The sequence below is a fragment of the Phycisphaerae bacterium genome, from assembly GCA_017999985.1.
Classification (GTDB): domain Bacteria; phylum Planctomycetota; class Phycisphaerae; order UBA1845; family Fen-1342; genus JAGNKU01.
Map to the genome: position 1 here is coordinate 121,395 of JAGNKU010000013.1, position 15,147 is coordinate 136,541.

Annotated in this window: 12 protein-coding genes; 4 read left to right on the forward strand and 8 right to left on the reverse strand. The window is 64.8% G+C overall.

Annotated features, from left to right (window positions below):
* The first annotated feature begins 36 nt into the window (after positions 1–36).
* The 3 genes from KA383_16315 to KA383_16325 all read left to right on the forward strand — a co-directional run bounded on the left by KA383_16315 (position 37) and on the right by KA383_16325 (position 5,747).
* On the forward strand, positions 37–2,850 hold the full coding sequence (locus tag KA383_16315) for a protein kinase (GenBank protein MBP7747681.1): 2,814 nt from the start codon (positions 37–39) through the stop codon (positions 2,848–2,850).
* Positions 2,847–4,232, forward strand: a complete 1,386-nt coding sequence (locus tag KA383_16320) for a hypothetical protein (protein MBP7747682.1) — start codon at positions 2,847–2,849, stop codon at positions 4,230–4,232. The genes KA383_16315 and KA383_16320 overlap by 4 nt, the downstream gene beginning before the upstream one ends.
* A 171-nt stretch (positions 4,233–4,403) precedes the next feature.
* The gene (locus tag KA383_16325) at positions 4,404–5,747 is read left to right on the forward strand and encodes a recombinase zinc beta ribbon domain-containing protein (protein MBP7747683.1); all 1,344 of its coding nucleotides are present in this window, start codon (positions 4,404–4,406) and stop codon (positions 5,745–5,747) included.
* On the opposite strand, the gene KA383_16330 is transcribed toward KA383_16325, so the two are convergent.
* Positions 5,714–6,064, reverse strand: coding sequence for a hypothetical protein (locus tag KA383_16330; protein ID MBP7747684.1), 351 nt, complete (start codon positions 6,062–6,064; stop codon positions 5,714–5,716). The genes KA383_16325 and KA383_16330 overlap by 34 nt on opposite strands.
* Positions 6,065–6,175: 111 nt before the next feature.
* Here KA383_16330 and KA383_16335 point away from each other — a divergent pair, with 111 nt between their 5' ends.
* Positions 6,176–6,946: an IS4 family transposase gene (locus tag KA383_16335; GenBank protein MBP7747685.1), complete on the forward strand. Its 771-nt coding sequence runs from the start codon at positions 6,176–6,178 to the stop codon at positions 6,944–6,946.
* Between the two features lie 112 nt (positions 6,947–7,058).
* Here the strand turns inward: KA383_16335 and KA383_16340 are convergent, their stop codons facing one another.
* From KA383_16340 to KA383_16370, 7 genes are all read right to left on the reverse strand, one after another.
* Positions 7,059–7,826 (reverse strand): helix-turn-helix domain-containing protein, encoded by a 768-nt coding sequence (locus KA383_16340; protein MBP7747686.1) that lies wholly within the window; start codon positions 7,824–7,826, stop codon positions 7,059–7,061.
* A gap of 639 nt (positions 7,827–8,465) precedes the next feature.
* On the reverse strand, positions 8,466–9,719 hold the full coding sequence (locus KA383_16345; protein ID MBP7747687.1) for a hypothetical protein: 1,254 nt from the start codon (positions 9,717–9,719) through the stop codon (positions 8,466–8,468).
* Between the two features lie 87 nt (positions 9,720–9,806).
* A complete protein-coding gene (locus KA383_16350) occupies positions 9,807–10,367 on the reverse strand; it encodes a hypothetical protein (GenBank protein MBP7747688.1) in 561 nt (186 codons plus the stop codon).
* The gene (locus tag KA383_16355; protein ID MBP7747689.1) at positions 10,367–11,371 is read right to left on the reverse strand and encodes a multicopper oxidase domain-containing protein; all 1,005 of its coding nucleotides are present in this window, start codon (positions 11,369–11,371) and stop codon (positions 10,367–10,369) included. The genes KA383_16350 and KA383_16355 overlap by 1 nt, the downstream gene beginning before the upstream one ends.
* Before the next feature lie 15 nt (positions 11,372–11,386).
* Positions 11,387–12,643, reverse strand: a complete 1,257-nt coding sequence (locus KA383_16360; protein MBP7747690.1) for a multicopper oxidase domain-containing protein — start codon at positions 12,641–12,643, stop codon at positions 11,387–11,389.
* 66 nt (positions 12,644–12,709) lie between these two features.
* Positions 12,710–14,023 carry a multicopper oxidase domain-containing protein gene (locus tag KA383_16365; protein ID MBP7747691.1) on the reverse strand — a complete coding sequence of 438 codons (1,314 nt, stop codon included), beginning with the start codon at positions 14,021–14,023 and terminating at the stop codon, positions 12,710–12,712.
* 86 nt (positions 14,024–14,109) lie between these two features.
* Positions 14,110–15,147 (reverse strand): hypothetical protein (locus tag KA383_16370; protein ID MBP7747692.1); only part of this gene is annotated, 1,038 nt, incomplete at its 5' end.

The following is a 15,147-nucleotide window of genomic DNA, read 5'->3' on the forward strand; positions in this document are numbered from 1 at the left end:
CTGGCTCTGTGTGGCGCTCGACCGCGGAACGGACCTATGACTCCGAAACAGCACGCCCTCGCCAAGCAGATTTTCCTGGCCGCCTGCGAACAGCCGGTTGGCCAGCGCAGCGCGTTTCTCGACGCAGCGTGCGCGGGGGACCGCGAGCTTCACCGGCATATCAGTGACCTGCTGCGGTACCATAGCGAGGTCGAATTGACCGTCCGCGCGGCGGAAAGCGCCGCTTCGGCCGGTGAGCCCCCCCGCGAGGTTGTGGAACGAGACCAGTCGCGCCCCCTCGAGGGCGGGGTGATCGTCGCCGACCGCTACCGGATCGTCGCGCTCCTGGGCCAGGGCGGGATGGGTGACGTGTATCGGGCCGACGACCTCGTCCTGGCCCGGCCGGTCGCGCTCAAATTCCTGACCACCCGGTTCAGCGGCGATGCGGCGTGGCTTGCCCGGCTCGTGTGCGAGGTGCGCGTGGCCCGCGAGATTACGCATCCGAACGTCTGTCGCGTGCATGACATTCACGTCGACTCAGCCGCCGGCTCATTTATCTCGATGGAGTACATCGACGGCGAAGATCTGCGCTCCCTTCTCCGGCGAGTTGGCAGACTGGCGCCTGACAAGGCGCTCGCAGTGGCGTGCGAGGTCTGCATTGGCCTGGCCGCCGCGCACGCCAAGGGTATCTTGCATCGCGACCTGAAACCCGCGAACATCATGCTCGACAGCGCGGGTCGTGTGCGCATCACCGACTTCGGCCTCGCCGCGCCGCGAGAGTCAATCGCCGCGCTGGAAATCTGCTCCGGCACCCCGGGTTACATGGCCCCCGAGCTGTTTGCCGGTACCGACGTCTCCGTCTGCAGCGACATCTACGCTCTGGGACTGGTGCTCTACGAGCTGTTCACCGCGCGACCGGCGTTTACGGCGGAGAGCTTTACGGGGTTCGCGCGGCTGCACCAGCGCGCACCGGCGCCGCTGCCATCGGAACTCGTACCTGATCTGCCGCCCGTCATTGACGACGTGATCCAGCAGTGCCTCCGGAAAGACCCGAGCGACCGCCCGGCTTCCGCCCTGGCAGTTGCCGCTGCACTGCCAGGTAGTGATCCGCTGGCTCTCGCCTTGGCGGCCGGCGTCACACCCTCGCCGGCGTTTGTGGCGTCCTCCGGGGCCGGCACGGGACTGCGCTCGGGAGCCGCAACACTGCTACTCGTGGCGACGTTTGCGTTCTTGCTGGCGATCGTTCTGCTAGCCGAGCGCGCGGGGCTCATGCCCAGTTTCCGGTATGCAAAGTCCGCCAGCGGACTGGCAGAGCGGGCCGAACTGCTGGCGAGCGACCTCGCCCCCTCGACGGAGTCTCATGCCCAGGCCTTCGGCTTCGCGCTTCGACCGGCGGAGGAGTTCTTCCCGTCTGGACTGGGTACGGCGCACCTGGCGTTCGCCGCGCAGCAACAAACAGCCCCGCAGTTCTGGTACCGCCAAAGTCTGGCGGTGCTTGCCCCGACGCAACCTCTGAATCTCACGTTCGGGAGCGCGCGGCCGACGCTGACGGATCCGCCGCGCACGGCGCCCGGGATGGTCACGCTGGTGCTTGACGGCCAAGGCGTCCTGCTGGCCTTCGAGGCGTACCCGCCCCACGCGATCGAGACGGGTGCTGCTGCGCCCGTGAATTGGGCCTCGTTCTTTGCGGCCGCCGGCTTGGACTCGCAGGCCTTCTTCGACGCGCCGCCGCAGCTCGAGCCGTGGTTACCGTTTGACGAGCGTTGGGCCTGGACCGCGCGCACCACCGACAATCCGCCATACACGCTCCGCGTCGAGGCGGCCGCGTGCCGCGGCAAACCGGTGCTCTTCGCCATCCTGCGCGCCGCGCCCGAGCCGGCTGCGGTCCCGTGGTACCGCGATCTCGGGTGGCGCCGGACGGCGACCTTTTGCGCGCGCTTCGGGCTGCTCGCGATTGTGCTGGGCGGAGCGTTGCCGCTCGCGCGGCACAACCTGCGCCGCGGCCAGGGAGACCGGCGCGGCGCGTCACGGCTGGCTGGCCTCGTGCTGGCGGGGCGGTTCGTGATCTGGGCGCTGAGTGCTGGTCATGTACCCCAGCTTGAGGTAGAGCTGCGTCTGCTCCTCTTCGGTCTTCTGAGTGCCTTTCTCGAAGCCGGACTGGTCTCGCTCGGCTACATTGCTTTGGAACCGTATGTGCGTCGCTTCTGGCCGAAGACGATCGTCACGTGGAGCCGGTTGCTGACGGGACAATTGCGTGATCCACTCGTGGCGCGCGACGTGCTCGCGGGCACGCTGCTAGGCCTGGGAATCGTGCTGCTATTCGTGCTGGATCGCCCCGTGCTCGATTGGGTCGGCTGGGGAACGCGCGAGCCGTTCCATGTGTTCTATGCGCTCGAGCCGCTGCTCGGCGCGCGGTACGGCTCGGCGGCATGCGTTTCCGCTTTCCTGTCTGCACTCTACGCGGCTCTCGTGCTGGTGATCACACTCGTACTTGCGCGCGTGGCCCTGCGTCGCACGTGGCTCGCCAGCTTTGCGACGGTCGCGGCGACAATGCCGATGTACCTGCCGGCCATGGCCCACCCGGCGTGGTCGTGGTTACCGCTCGCGGTTGTGCTGACCGTCCTCGTCTGGGGGGCGGCCCGCTACGGCCTGGTTATGATCGTCGTCGCCATTTTCGTTATGCGCCTGCTGCTCCAATTGCCGCTAAGCTTTGTTCCCGACACGCCGGGCTGGGATCCGGCGTTGCTCGTGTTCCTGATCATTGTCGGACTGGCCGTCTACGGCTTCATGCATTCGCGCCGCCGGTCGGCATGCAACTCGATCGGGCTGTCAGACCGCACCGCAGGAACAACGTCAAAAGGCGCCCCATGAGACGCTGCAACGAATCGTCCGGAACGCTCACCATCCGGGAATGGACAGCGCGGCTCAGCGTTGCCTTCGCGCTCGGCGCGACAGCGATCCTGCCGGGCTGTGCTGCCATCCCGGCCGACGTCCAGGCCCGGTGCCAGCGCGGCTACGTCTACTACCTGGACGGCGCTGGCGGAGGCAGCCCACTGATCAATTGGTCCTCCGGAATTCGCGACGGACTTCGCAATGCCGGCTACCCCGGCTGGGGAGAAATGTTCTCCTGGGAGACCGGTCTGGGCGTCGCGCCGGACCAAATCGCCAGCAACGAATACAAGCGTGCCAAGGCGACTGAGCTCGCCCGTGAGATCACGGAGTTTCATCAAGATCACCCGGATACACCGATCACTCTGGTTGGGCTTTCCGCGGGCACCGTCGTGGCGGTCTTCACGCTCGAATCGCTTCCCGACAGTCCGATCATCGAGAACGTCGTCCTGCTCTCCGGCTCCTTGAGCGCGGACTACGACCTTACCACAGCGCTGGCAAGGGTGCGTCACAACGTCTACATTTTCACTTCGGATCGCGATGCGATCCTCAGTGTCCTGTTGCCGATCACCGGGCCGGCTGACCGCAGCGCCGATACCAACAGCGTCATCGGCGCGTCCGGCGCGATCATGCCGCTTGCCCCTTCGCCGGAGACGGCGAGCCAATACGGCAAAGTGGTCGAAGTGCGCTGGAACCCGTCCTTTCGCAGTTTCGGAAACCGCGGCGAGCACCTGGACACGGTCAACGAGCTCTTTGTCCGCGAGTTCGTGGCGCCGTTGGTGTTCGCCGCCCCCACAAGTCGGGCGGGCGCCTCACCTCCGCCGGGCAGAGTTCGTAACCCGGATTATCAGTGCTGGGCGCCGTTTGCACCGGGCTCGTGGGCGGTCCTGGAAGGGACATGCACGCACGACGGCCATGCGGACGCTTGCCACATCAAGACCACGCTCATCTCCAAGACGGTCGAAAGCGCCGTTGTCGAGCACGACCTGACGATCAACGGCGAGCGGCCGGCGGAGATTCCGTGCCGGCAGCGCTCGATCCTTTTGGCCAATATCGATCCACAGGATCATCCGATCACGCATCCCCGCGCGAAAGTGGACCGGATCGGCCAAGTTGAGATGTCCATTCTCGGGAAGTCGACCAGGTGCGATGTAACGCGGATCGCCGCGCCGAGTGAGTTCGATTTCTGGGGCGGCGACATTCAGGCCGAGACATGCACTTCCAGCACGGTGCCCGGATACCTGGTGCGTCTCGACCTCAGGACCATGCTCGACAGCAAGCGATACGAATTTGCGCTGCGAGTGACGAGCTTCTTTGTGGCATCGTCCCCCGTTCATTCCTCCAGAGCACGCGACGCGCCTTGAGAACCAGTTCACGCCGCAGCACGGTAGTAGTGCCGAAGCAGCCCCCCGAGAAGCCGTCGGCATTTTACGTTGCCAGCCCGCTTCAGGGGGACGGCTTCAGGTGAGCGCTTCTCAGCATCGGGTAAGGGGCAGTTGGTCTGGGGGCCGCTGGGCCACTCGCGGAGCCTCCAGGTGCTTCGCAACCCACGTTATGCCGGGGCCTACGTCTTCGGCCGCACCAAGGCCTGCCGGCGACCGACCGGACGGGGTGGCTACAAACCCCAGCCGCAGGAGAAGTGGCATACGCTGATCCTCGATGCCCATCCCGGATACGTCAGTTGGCAGCAGTACCAAGATCATTTGCAGACGCTGCACTTTTGCGGGCGCGCCCATGGGCAGGACCGTCGGCACAGCCCGCCCGGGCAAGGGCCGGCCCTGCTGCAAGGGCTGGTGGTCTGCGGGATCTGCGGCCGTCGCATGACGGTGAAGTATCACACCCGGGCGGCGACCCAGCTGCCGGACTACATCTGCCAACGCGGAAGTGTCGAACGTGGCCAGCCGATCTGCCAGCAGGTACCCGGCGCCGGCGTCGACCAGGCTGTGGGGGCGTTGCTGCTGGAACTGGTGCAGCCGGTCACGCTGGAACTGGCGTTCGCCGCGCAGGCCGAACTACAGACTCGGCTGGAGGAGGTGGCGCGCCTGCGCCGGCAGCAGGTGGAACGGGCCCAGTACGAAGCTGACGTGGCCCGCAGCCGCTTCATGCAGGTGGATCCCAACAATCGGCTGGTCACCGCCGCTCTGGAAGCTGACTGGAATGAGAAGCTCCGGACCCTGACCGCCGCGCAGGAACAATGCGAACAACAGCGGCAGAAGGACCAGAAGAGCCTGGATGATGCCAGCCGGCAGCAGGTGCTGGCGCTGGCCCGTGACCTACCGCGGCCCTTGCATGATCCGCATACCAGCGACCAGGATCGTAAACGGGTGGTACGTCTGCTGATCGAGGATGTGACACTGACGAAGCCCGATCAGATCAAGGTTCAGATTCGACTGAAGGGCGGCGCCACGCGGACACTCATGGTGCCATTGCCACTGAACGCCGAGCAGCTGCGCGCCACGAGTCCGGAAGTGGTGCGCCAGATCGACCAGCTTCTGGAGCACCACACCGAAGCTGCCATCGCGGCAGAATTAAACCGTTGCGGATACCGCTCCGGGACGAAGGTAGAGTTCACGGGCGACCTGGTCACACGGATTCGGCGCAACTATGGACTGAAGCCGCGCTACGACCGCCTGCGTGCACAAGGCCTCTTGACAGCGGTGGAACTCGGCGCGCAATTGGGCATCACTGCCCAGTCCGTGGCCGTCTGGAAACGGCATGGCCTGCCGCGCGGTGAACCGTACAACGACAAGAACGAGTGCTTGTACGAGACCGTCGGCAAACACGGGCCGCGGAAACAACAGGGCAGGAAGTACTCGGAAAGATGCCGACTCCCCGAACTCTGCTCTCATGCAGCCAATGAGGTGCACCATGAAGCATAAGCGTTCGCATCCGGCGCCAGCACGGGCGTTCGAACCCGCTGCACGCCGGCATTCTCGAAGACACGGTCGAAGCCGTACAGCAATTTCGCGTCGCGGTCGTGCAGAATGAAGCGGATCGGCAAGTCGTTGTCCTCCAGCCACATGAGCAGGTTCCGGCCCTGCTGCTGAACCCACTGCTCGTGGGGGTGGTAGGTTGGCGGGCTGACGAACACCTTCCGCGTGCCAACGTGAATGAACGCCAGGGTATACGCGACCCGCAGGCCCAACGGTGTGATCACGTTCTTGGTAAAGAAATCACAGGCCGTGAGGAATGGCATTTAGATAATCTATAAGTGCTTGTGCCCAGCGCACTTACGTGCATTTGCGCAAAGGTGGGCCTCCTGCGAAGATGGTGGTGTTGACAACATCACCCGCACAGGAGGCCACGGATGGTCAGTATCCGGCGCGTGCTCGCGCAGATCAAGGACGATTGGACCACGTTGCTCGCCGAAGAGCACCTGACCCGCATCTGTCGCGAAGCGGGGGCCCGCTGGCGTGAGCGCACGCTCAGCCCGGTGGTCACCATCTACGTCTTCCTGCTCCAGGTTCTGCACGGCAACACCGCCATGACGAACCTGCCGCGTCTGAGCGGCAAACGCTTCACGCCGGCCGCGTACTGCCAGGCCCGCCAGCGTTTGCCGCTGGCCGCCCTGCGGCGCTTACTCTACGAGACCGGGCTCCCGCTGCAGGCCCGGGACCACGATGCCGGTTCGGCTTCCGGCGTGAGCCGTTGGCACGGTCACCGGGTCTGGCTAACCGACGGCTCGTCCTGCTCCATGCCCGACACGCCGGCGCTGCAGAAACGCTTCGGCCAGCCCAGCGGCCAGCAGAAAGGCTGCGGCTTCCCGGTGGCACATCTGCTGGTGCTGTTTGACGCGGCCAGCGGCCGACTGCTCGACGTGCTGGTCTCCTCCTGGCGCATCCACGACCTGACCCGCGTGGCCGAATTGCATCCCCACCTCCAGTCGGGCGACATCCTGGTCGCCGATCGCGGTTTCTGCTCGTATGCCCACCTGGCGTTGCTCTGGCAGCAAGGCGTCTTCGTCGTGTTTCGCCTGCATCAGAAGCAACTCGTGGACTTTCGGCCACACCTGTCCATATCGGAAAATCGGTCCGCCCGGCGTGCGTCGGTCGCTGCTCCGGCCGGCGTCGCGGCGTGAACCGAGCGCGCCGCGAGATCAGCGTCTCAAGGGCCGCGAAGCGGCCGTCTCTGCGGCAGAGGCGCGCAATGTCCGCGTGTCCTGACTTCAGGACCACCGAGCGCAGGCTGTGTCAGGGCGAGCGGTACGCGATGACGACCTCCTCGATGCCCAGGTACTTGACGCGCTCGCAGAAGTCCTGGCCATAGATGCCGTCATGATCACGGATCAGGAAGCGCGGCGCCTCGTCAAAGGGGAAGGCCTCGACGATCTGCTGCGCCGTCCAACGCGCCGTGGGACGCGGCGTGACGTTGAAGTAAACCACGCGATGCCGGTCGTGCCGCAGCATGAGAAAGCAGTAGAGCAAGCGGAAACTCACGGTGGCCACAACGAAAAAGTCGATCGCCGCGATGTCCGGCACGTGGTTTTCCAGGAACGTCCGCCAGGTCTGGGAAGGCGGCTTGCGGGCACGGCCCATGTACTTCGCGACGGTGGATTCGGCCACGTAATGTCCGAGCAGCGCCAGCTCAGATTGAATCCGCGGCGCTCCCCACGTCGCGTTCTCGTGACACATGCGCCGGATCAGGCGGCGGATTTCCGAGTCCATCTTGGGCCGACCGACCTTGCCGCGTGACTTCCAGTGCCAGTAGAGCTTGAACCCATCGCGATGCCAGCGAATGACGGTCTCGGGCTTGACGATCATGAGGCACGAGCGCCAACCCGACCAAAGCCGGGACAGCCACACCCAGAAGATGCGGTCACGCTTCCGCAGCCTCGGCCGCTTCCCGGACACCTGGAGAACGGCAAGCTGCTGGCGGAGCGCCAGGTTCTCCGCCACGAGGGCTGCCCGGGAAACAAGGAACGCGCGCAGCAATGAGATGATCAGCTGTATTGCAACCATCGCGCCGCCTCAGTTCGGGTCATGTGAGGCGAAATCGTAGCCGATCGGGTAGCGAGAGGCGAAACGCGCAAGTCCTTGCAGCACAACGCGGACAGAGTTTTCGGGAAGGACAAGTCGCTAAACGTCTGGTCACCGGGTTTCAGCAACTCCTGGCGCCCTCGTACGTTGGCGGCGCAGTTGGTGTTACCGGGGTGCCGGACCAGCAGGCAGTACCCGGTCGCTTACGGCGTGTGCCGGTGCCACAGAAGCGCAGCGGCGAGCGGATGATCGCGCCAGAGCTGATTGTGGTGACGGTTGGGCAAGGCGTCGCGACATTCGGATCGCCAGGCTGAGTCGGGAAGGTCCAACCAGCGCCAATACTCATGCCGGTCACACTCTCGATCGGAGAACAGCTCTGACAGCTTCATCTCTACCCCCACGAAGCCGAACTGGCCGTCCACCCGCGTGAACTCGATGAACGCGTCGAACGCTGTGCGGTCGTTGAGGTACTCAGCCCTCGGATCGGGGGCTTACTCCAGCCGGACGCGTGTCACGTTCGTGATCGGCTCCGGCAGGATGTGGCCGACGACGCGCGTAGCGAAGTCCAGATCAGGCAACAGCGGGCGCGTGTACTACCAGGAGAAACCGTGGAGAACGGCTTCAGTCCCGAGTCAACAGCATTACGAACGGGTTAATGTCGGCCAGGTTCACGACGCCGTCGACGTTAATATCGCCATTAGCGTCTGGACATCCTATAAACTGATCAAAGTACTGGGTAGGGTTGCTGAGGCGCAGAACGAACGGGTTGATATCACCCAGATCCACACTCTCGTCGCAATTGAGATCGCCAATCCACACTTCACATTCGTCGGGAATGCCATTGGCGTTCAGATCGGCACTTAAACCGCCCGCGATATCGCACTCGTCCGGCACAGCATTGCCGTTGCAGTCGTGTGCGGTATCCGGGGGCAGGGTATTAAGCCGTTCGACGGTGTCTGTGCCGAGAGTGCCCGCATAACCACCCATCGCGTAGATCCAGCCGTCATCGCTGCGAGCGATCGCAGCGCCGCTACGCGCCGTCGTTAGGGCGGGTCCGATCGACCACTGGCCATCGATCGGGTCGAACACGTAGACAGCGGCCGTCTCGCCGCTGCCCGTGGTGCCCCCGACCACGTAGACGAGGCCGTTGGCACCAAGGACCGCGGCCTGACCCGACAGCGCGACAGGTTGCGGGTCGACAGTCGACCAGGTGCCGTCGGCCACGTCGTACGAGAAGACAGTGTTCGTGCGGCTGCCCGCCAAACTTATGCCTCCCATCACCAGAATGTGACCGGCACCATCGTACACTGCAGTCGCGGAGTCCCGCGGCTCGGGCAGGTTCGCTAGGATTTCCCACGCATCGTTGACTGCGTCGTAGCGCTCGACGTAGGGCGTAGGGACCCGGTCGACGTTGAGTCCGCCGATGACGTACAATCGACCGTTGGCATCCGTGGTGAAGGCGAAGGTGCCCCGAGCATACGTCAGGCTGGCCAGAGCGTCCTGGGTCCCGTCCGACACGTCGTACAGGAACGTGGCCGTCATCGGGGTGAACCAGGGGTAGTGGTCCTCGATGAGATAGCCCCCGGCCACGACGATGCGCCCGAACGAATCGACCGCGGCAGCCGGGTGCATGACGAGGCTTTCAAGCGGCACGCCGGCCTGCCAGGTCGGCGAACCGGGCGTGAGATAATTCACCGAGGCACCTTGGCCATTCCACGGCCGGCCGCCGATCGCGAGGAGGGTACCCGCGTGATTCAATCCGGCGGCACCTTTGCGCGGCCCACCCGGAAATGTCGGGCCGTCCTCCCAAGCACATTGAGCGTTCGACCGGAGTGACAGCAGCCCACCCGCGATCACGATCAATGCGGGCGCCAAGCAGCAATTTCCTCTCACCTTGGGCCTCCGGAGAGCACGTCCGCGGTCGCCCGGGTCAGTGCAAGTGCGGGCCAGCACCGGGGCATTTCACTGCACTACGAGGTCCTCGAGTACGCATTCGCCGATCTTGACGGTGACTTTATTGCCCGCGGCGATGCGCCGGCCCGGGTTGGCGAAGATGACAAAATACGTGCGGCTCGCGTGGGGCACGGCCGAGGTCTGACGCAACGCGCCCACCTTCGGCGGCGCGGGCACGTAGCTCGTCAGGCCGGTCGCCTGGTCAACGAGACAGGCGTTCGCCGATCGATTCATGAGTGGCAGCGCCTTTTCCGGATCGACGACGCGGTAGCGAAAGTCAAGCATGTACCCGGCCGCCGAGCGCCGCACGCCGAGCACTTCGATCCCCCAGCCGCTGGCCGGACCCGCAAGGTCGTTGGCACCCGGCGCCGCCCTGACCGCCGGGTCGGGGGCCGTCGGCTCCGTGGTCGGGTGCGTGCCGGCGGCGCGCGACGCACAGCCGGTCACGGCCAGCAGCGCGAGCACGGGGCCGACGCCGAAAACCAGACGCGCGGCCGCCCAGGGGCGGCGGGACGGCGCGTGCGGAGTGCGCGCCAGATCGGCCGTCAGGAAGTCGTCGAGCGCCCGCATCACGGCGCCACCGAGAGCACGCGCAGCACCCCGCCCGGCGCAGCGCCGGCGTTCGTCAGGTTTAGACGCCGATCGAAGAGCGGATACATGCCAGCCGCGGAAGGGGTAAACAGCACGTCGAGCGTCTTTGCGGCTGGGAGCAGGATCGAGTACTGCCGCGTCCGGTGCGTATACGGATAGCCGTCCTCGGCCGCCAGTTCCACATGTGCGCCGAGCATGACAGGTGCGTAGGACCGCAGGCCGGCGTTGACGAGGCGGACGAGCACGTCGTCGCCGACGTTGCCCGCGGTGATGCTCGGCGTGCCCGCGGAATAGGGCTCGCCGTTGACCAGGAAATACTTCGGCCGAAAGTCGATCGTGCTGGTCATGTTAACCTGCGGGTCGCCGAAGGAAACGTAGTTTCCGGAGTCGACGGCGTCATGGAGCGCCGGGTCGATCTCGCTGAACACGAGCAGAACCTGCTGATCGTAAGCGACGCCGGGATAGGCCTCGCCTGGGGACGCATCCTGCGTGATGCAGCCGTATAGGCCCATCTGGACCTGCACGGAAGAATGCGTGCCGCTTTGGTACAGGCGAGTGCCGGGCTGGAGGTTCGTCCACGTGTATGTGGCCGAACCGCCAGGCGCCGCCTCGTGCGTGAAAGAGCGAACGCGCGGCCGGCCCTGTCCATCCGTGAAGTACACCGGGGACATCGCGGCGCGGAGTCCGGGGATAACGATGGAGACGGGCTCGGCGAGATTGTTCTTGAGGTGGATGCTCAGCGTGGCATCACCGGGCAGTACCTCGATGGTCGGTCCAGGAATCGTCACGACGCCGTCGCCGCCGAAGTCTGGGTCGAGCGCAAATCCCCACATCGGGATCGACGCTCCATCGGGCATGAGTTTCGTGGTGGTGCCGGCCACCAGATAAATGTCCGCGCCGCGGGCGGCTGTGGTCAGAGTGGCCAGGCTCATCGCGAGCAGCACCACGCGCGGCGAGCGTAGTTTCTTGGGAATCGTCGTCATCGTGCTCTCCTGTCGCTAGGGAATCGGTACGCCGGGGGGCTCGATGATGAGCATGGTCATCATGCCGCCCGGGAAGATGTCGTTATTGACCATTTCGACTTCGAGGTGTGAGTGCCACATGTAGAAGTAGCCTGCATTCATGTTGAACCCGCCCTCGCCCGGCGGCACGCTACCGAAGGTCCCGAGGAAGGGGCTGCCGCTCCAGTTGGCGCCGCGGGTGATTTCAAGCTGCTCCGGTAGAATCACGGGGAAGGGCTTGCCGTGATCAGGGGCGTACTCGCCGGGCTCGAGTGGGTCGCCCGGCGCGTGCCCGTAGATGTCCCACCCCAGTCCCGCGCCCGTCCATTCGAAGATCGCATCAACCGTCTGGCCGGGCACGCTCTGGATGGTGAAGTCGCTCACGGCCAAGTCGGCGCCGGCGCCGGCCGCGCTCTCCAGCAGCCGTCCGTCGCGGGCGATAATCGTGAAATTGTTGCCGTGGGTATGGAACGGATGCAGGTTCCGACCTCCGCCGATCACGCGCATCAGCAGGCGATCGCCTGGATGCATTCGCGGCAGGCAGTTGTAGGGCTGGTGGGGGAACCAGGGGATCGTCGGCTCTAGCATCGTATCCGGTGCATTGCGTCCGTTGATGAACCAGTACACCGCGTGGTACGCCGTCGTGTCTACCAGTTCCGGCAGACCGAACTCGACCCAGAGGTGAACGAAGTAGTCCATCTCGGTCAGCAGAAAGAGGTATTCGTGGTCGTATGCGGAGTCTGAGTGTCCGTACGCGCGCGGGCTCGCAGGATTGAAGCCGGCTGGGCGCACGATCAGCGCGCCGAGAAGTCCCATCTCGATCTGCAGGTCTGGGTCCGTGCCACTGTGATAGTGGTACGTGCCGGGCTCACTCGCGGTGAACGAGTAGGTGACGCTAGCGCCGGGCGACGCCTCCGCCGTGAGCAGACCTGGCACTCCGCCGCTGGTCGTCACGCCGGTTTGACCGGGAAAGACAATCGACGCCGGGACCGGCAGCTCGTTGTTCAGCGTGACGGTGACTGTGGCACCCTCGTCGACGATCAACGTGGGCCCCGGGTACTGCATCGGACCGGAGCCATCGGCATAGCTCCAGACGTAGAGGCTGAGCCCGTCGCCAGCGTTGATGTAGCCGCTTCTCGCCGCCAACGTAAACGTGTCGCCCGTCAGTCCCGGGATTTCTGCTGCGGTCGGCGCAATGACCGCCAGCAGCACACCCACGCCGCACGCAGTTCTTCTTGCTGTTCGCCAGTTCATAGTGTCTTGCTCCCTGTGCAGGCTCGTCGATGGCCGGGCCCGGCACCCTGGTGCCAGCCGGCCGGATTACTCGAGCGGTCTGTTCTCGGCAGCTCCCTTGATGCGCGGGAAGCCTTCGGTTGGCACACGCCGTGGTTGGGGACCGCCCTTGGGTGCCGGAGCAGAGATGACAATCTCGGTCATCATGCCGCCGTAGTCCTCGGTGTCGTTACTGAGAAAGTTGAGGTTCGTGGTGTAGAGAAAATATGTGCCCGGGCTGACACTTGTGGTGTCCAGGATCACGTCGGCCGTCTCTCCGCCTCCGAGCGTGACAGAAGTCGTGTACTGCGAGAGGTCGGCCCCGCCCGGCCCGCGCAGGAGCCGCGCGCCCCGCCCGACAACCTTCATCGGAATCCCCAGCACCGTGATGGTGAAGTAGTCGGTGGTCGAGAGACTCGAGCAGCGCAGCAAGACCTTCTGGCCCTGCGTCGCCGCCACGCGCGACGAGACCTGCTGGGAATTGCGCGGCTCCAAGCCCAGGTCCTGGAGCAGCGGCGAATCGTTCGACAGCGGGTCGGGGTTGACCGTGTCGGGGTAGCCGCGCCCGTTGAACATGGCGTAGGTGTCCTTCATGTTCGCGAACGGCAGCGGCTGCACGGCGAGGTGCAGCTCATGGAACACCGGATCGAACGAATGGAGTTGGATCGGGAAATCCACGTCGTAGAACGTGGAACCGTCCCCATCATTGTAAGCGTACTTGTAACCCGTATGATGGGTGAACCCGTTGAGGTCCGTGCCATCTGGGAGGTTGTTCTGCTTGGGCAGGACGTACAGATTGCCGAGCATGCCCATCTGCATGTGCTCGGCTGCCTCGACGTGACAGTGCCACATGTAGGTGCCCGGCTCGACGACATTGTAGTAGTATGTCAGGCTCGAGCCCATGTTGATGACGATCGAGGCCTCCGGCACGCCGTCAAAAACCGGCGCGGCGTTCGGAAATCCGTGCCAGTGAATCGAGTGCGGATCGAACAGGTCCGGCCGCATGACCATGCCCACGTTGCTCAGGTTCAGGTAGACTTGCTGGCCCTCCTTGACCACGATCGTGGGCGCGGGCAACTGCGCCGCCAGCATCCCCTCCATCATGACCATCTCGTTCGGCACGCCGGTCACATCGTGAAAGCCGAACGTGTACTGCGGCCGGCCATCAGCCATGTTGATGAACCCGTCGCCGGCGGTCATGTGCAGGCAGACCGTGTCGTTATCGACGATCCCATCTCCATCCGTGTCGATGCCATCCGTATCCGGTGGGCATTGCGTAAAGATTTCCGCGCGCACCGGCGGCAAAGGCCAAGCCAAGCCGAGTAGCAGGCCGCCAGCAGTGATTCCTTTGAGGCAACGCATAGTCATCTCCTTCCGTCTTGGTCCGGGACAGTAGCGCCCGGCAGGTTCGGCGCCATGTGAGATTTCTCGGTGGCAGCTCGTGGGACCTAACCCGCGGCCAGTAGCGCGATAAAGGGGTTGATGTCACCGAAGCCGAAGTTGCCGTCGCCGTTGATGTCGCGGTTCTCCAGAGGGCAGCCTGGATAGGCCGCCTCGTAGGCCGCTGGATTCGTTAGCGCCATTACGAACGGGTTGATGTCTCTGAAATCCACCAAGCCGTCGCAGTTGAGGTCGCCCAGCGCCTCGCACTCGTCCGGCACGCCCGTTCCATTGAGATCCGTGCTCGTGCCCGAGGCGAGGTCACACTCGTCGGGGATCGTGTTGGCGTTGCAGTCTTGACTGAAGCCGTTGAGAATGTCCTGGGCATCGTCGACTTGGTTCCCGTTGCAGTCGTTGGATGGGCAGCCGTTCGGATCGACCGGCGTCCCCGGCGGCGTGTCTGGGCAGTCGTCGTTGCAGTTCGCTACGCCGTCCGCATCCGAATCGTCGTCGGGCACACCGCAGCCGCAGATGCCTGGATCGGTCTTCAGCGGATCCTCGGGACACAGGTCGTCGCAGTCCGGTGTGCCATCGCCATCGCTGTCGGTGTCGGGGATGCCGCAACCGCAGGCGCCCGGATCGGTCTTCAGCGGATCGTTAGGACACAGGTCGTCGCAGTCCGGTGTGCCATCGCCATCGCTATCCGTGTCGGGCACGCCGCAGCCGCAAACGCCCGGATCGGTCTTCAGCGGATCGTTGGGACACAGGTCGTCGCAGTCGGGCGTGCCGTCACTGTCGCTGTCGGTGTCGGGGATGCCGCAACCGCAGGCGCCGGGATCGGTCTTCAGCGGGTCCTCGGGACACAGGTCGTCGCAGTCCGGTGTGCCATCGCCGTCGCTATCCGTGTCGGGCACGCCGCAGCCACAGATGCCGGGATCGGTCTTCAGCGGGTCGTTAGGACACAGGTCGTCGCAGTCCGGTGTGCCATCGCCATCGCTATCCGTGTCGGGCACGCCGCAGCCGCAAACGCCCGGATCGGTCTTCAGCGGATCGTTGGGACACAGGTCGTCGCAGTCCGGTGTGCCGTCACCGTCGCTGTCGGTGTC

Bases quoted from the DNA above. Each gene is read 5' to 3' on its own strand.
- KA383_16335 (MBP7747685.1), top strand. From the start codon at position 6,176: ATGGTCAGTATCCGGCGCGTGCTCGCGCAGATCAAGGACGATTGGACC.
- KA383_16365 (MBP7747691.1), bottom strand. From the start codon at position 14,023: ATGCGTTGCCTCAAAGGAATCACTGCTGGCGGCCTGCTACTCGGCTTG.
- KA383_16355 (MBP7747689.1), bottom strand. From the start codon at position 11,371: ATGACGACGATTCCCAAGAAACTACGCTCGCCGCGCGTGGTGCTGCTC.
- KA383_16320 (MBP7747682.1), top strand. From the start codon at position 2,847: ATGAGACGCTGCAACGAATCGTCCGGAACGCTCACCATCCGGGAATGG.
- KA383_16360 (MBP7747690.1), bottom strand. From the start codon at position 12,643: ATGAACTGGCGAACAGCAAGAAGAACTGCGTGCGGCGTGGGTGTGCTG.
- KA383_16350 (MBP7747688.1), bottom strand. From the start codon at position 10,367: ATGCGGGCGCTCGACGACTTCCTGACGGCCGATCTGGCGCGCACTCCG.
- KA383_16315 (MBP7747681.1), top strand. From the start codon at position 37: ATGACTCCGAAACAGCACGCCCTCGCCAAGCAGATTTTCCTGGCCGCC.
- KA383_16340 (MBP7747686.1), bottom strand. From the start codon at position 7,826: ATGGTTGCAATACAGCTGATCATCTCATTGCTGCGCGCGTTCCTTGTT.
- KA383_16330 (MBP7747684.1), bottom strand. From the start codon at position 6,064: ATGCCATTCCTCACGGCCTGTGATTTCTTTACCAAGAACGTGATCACA.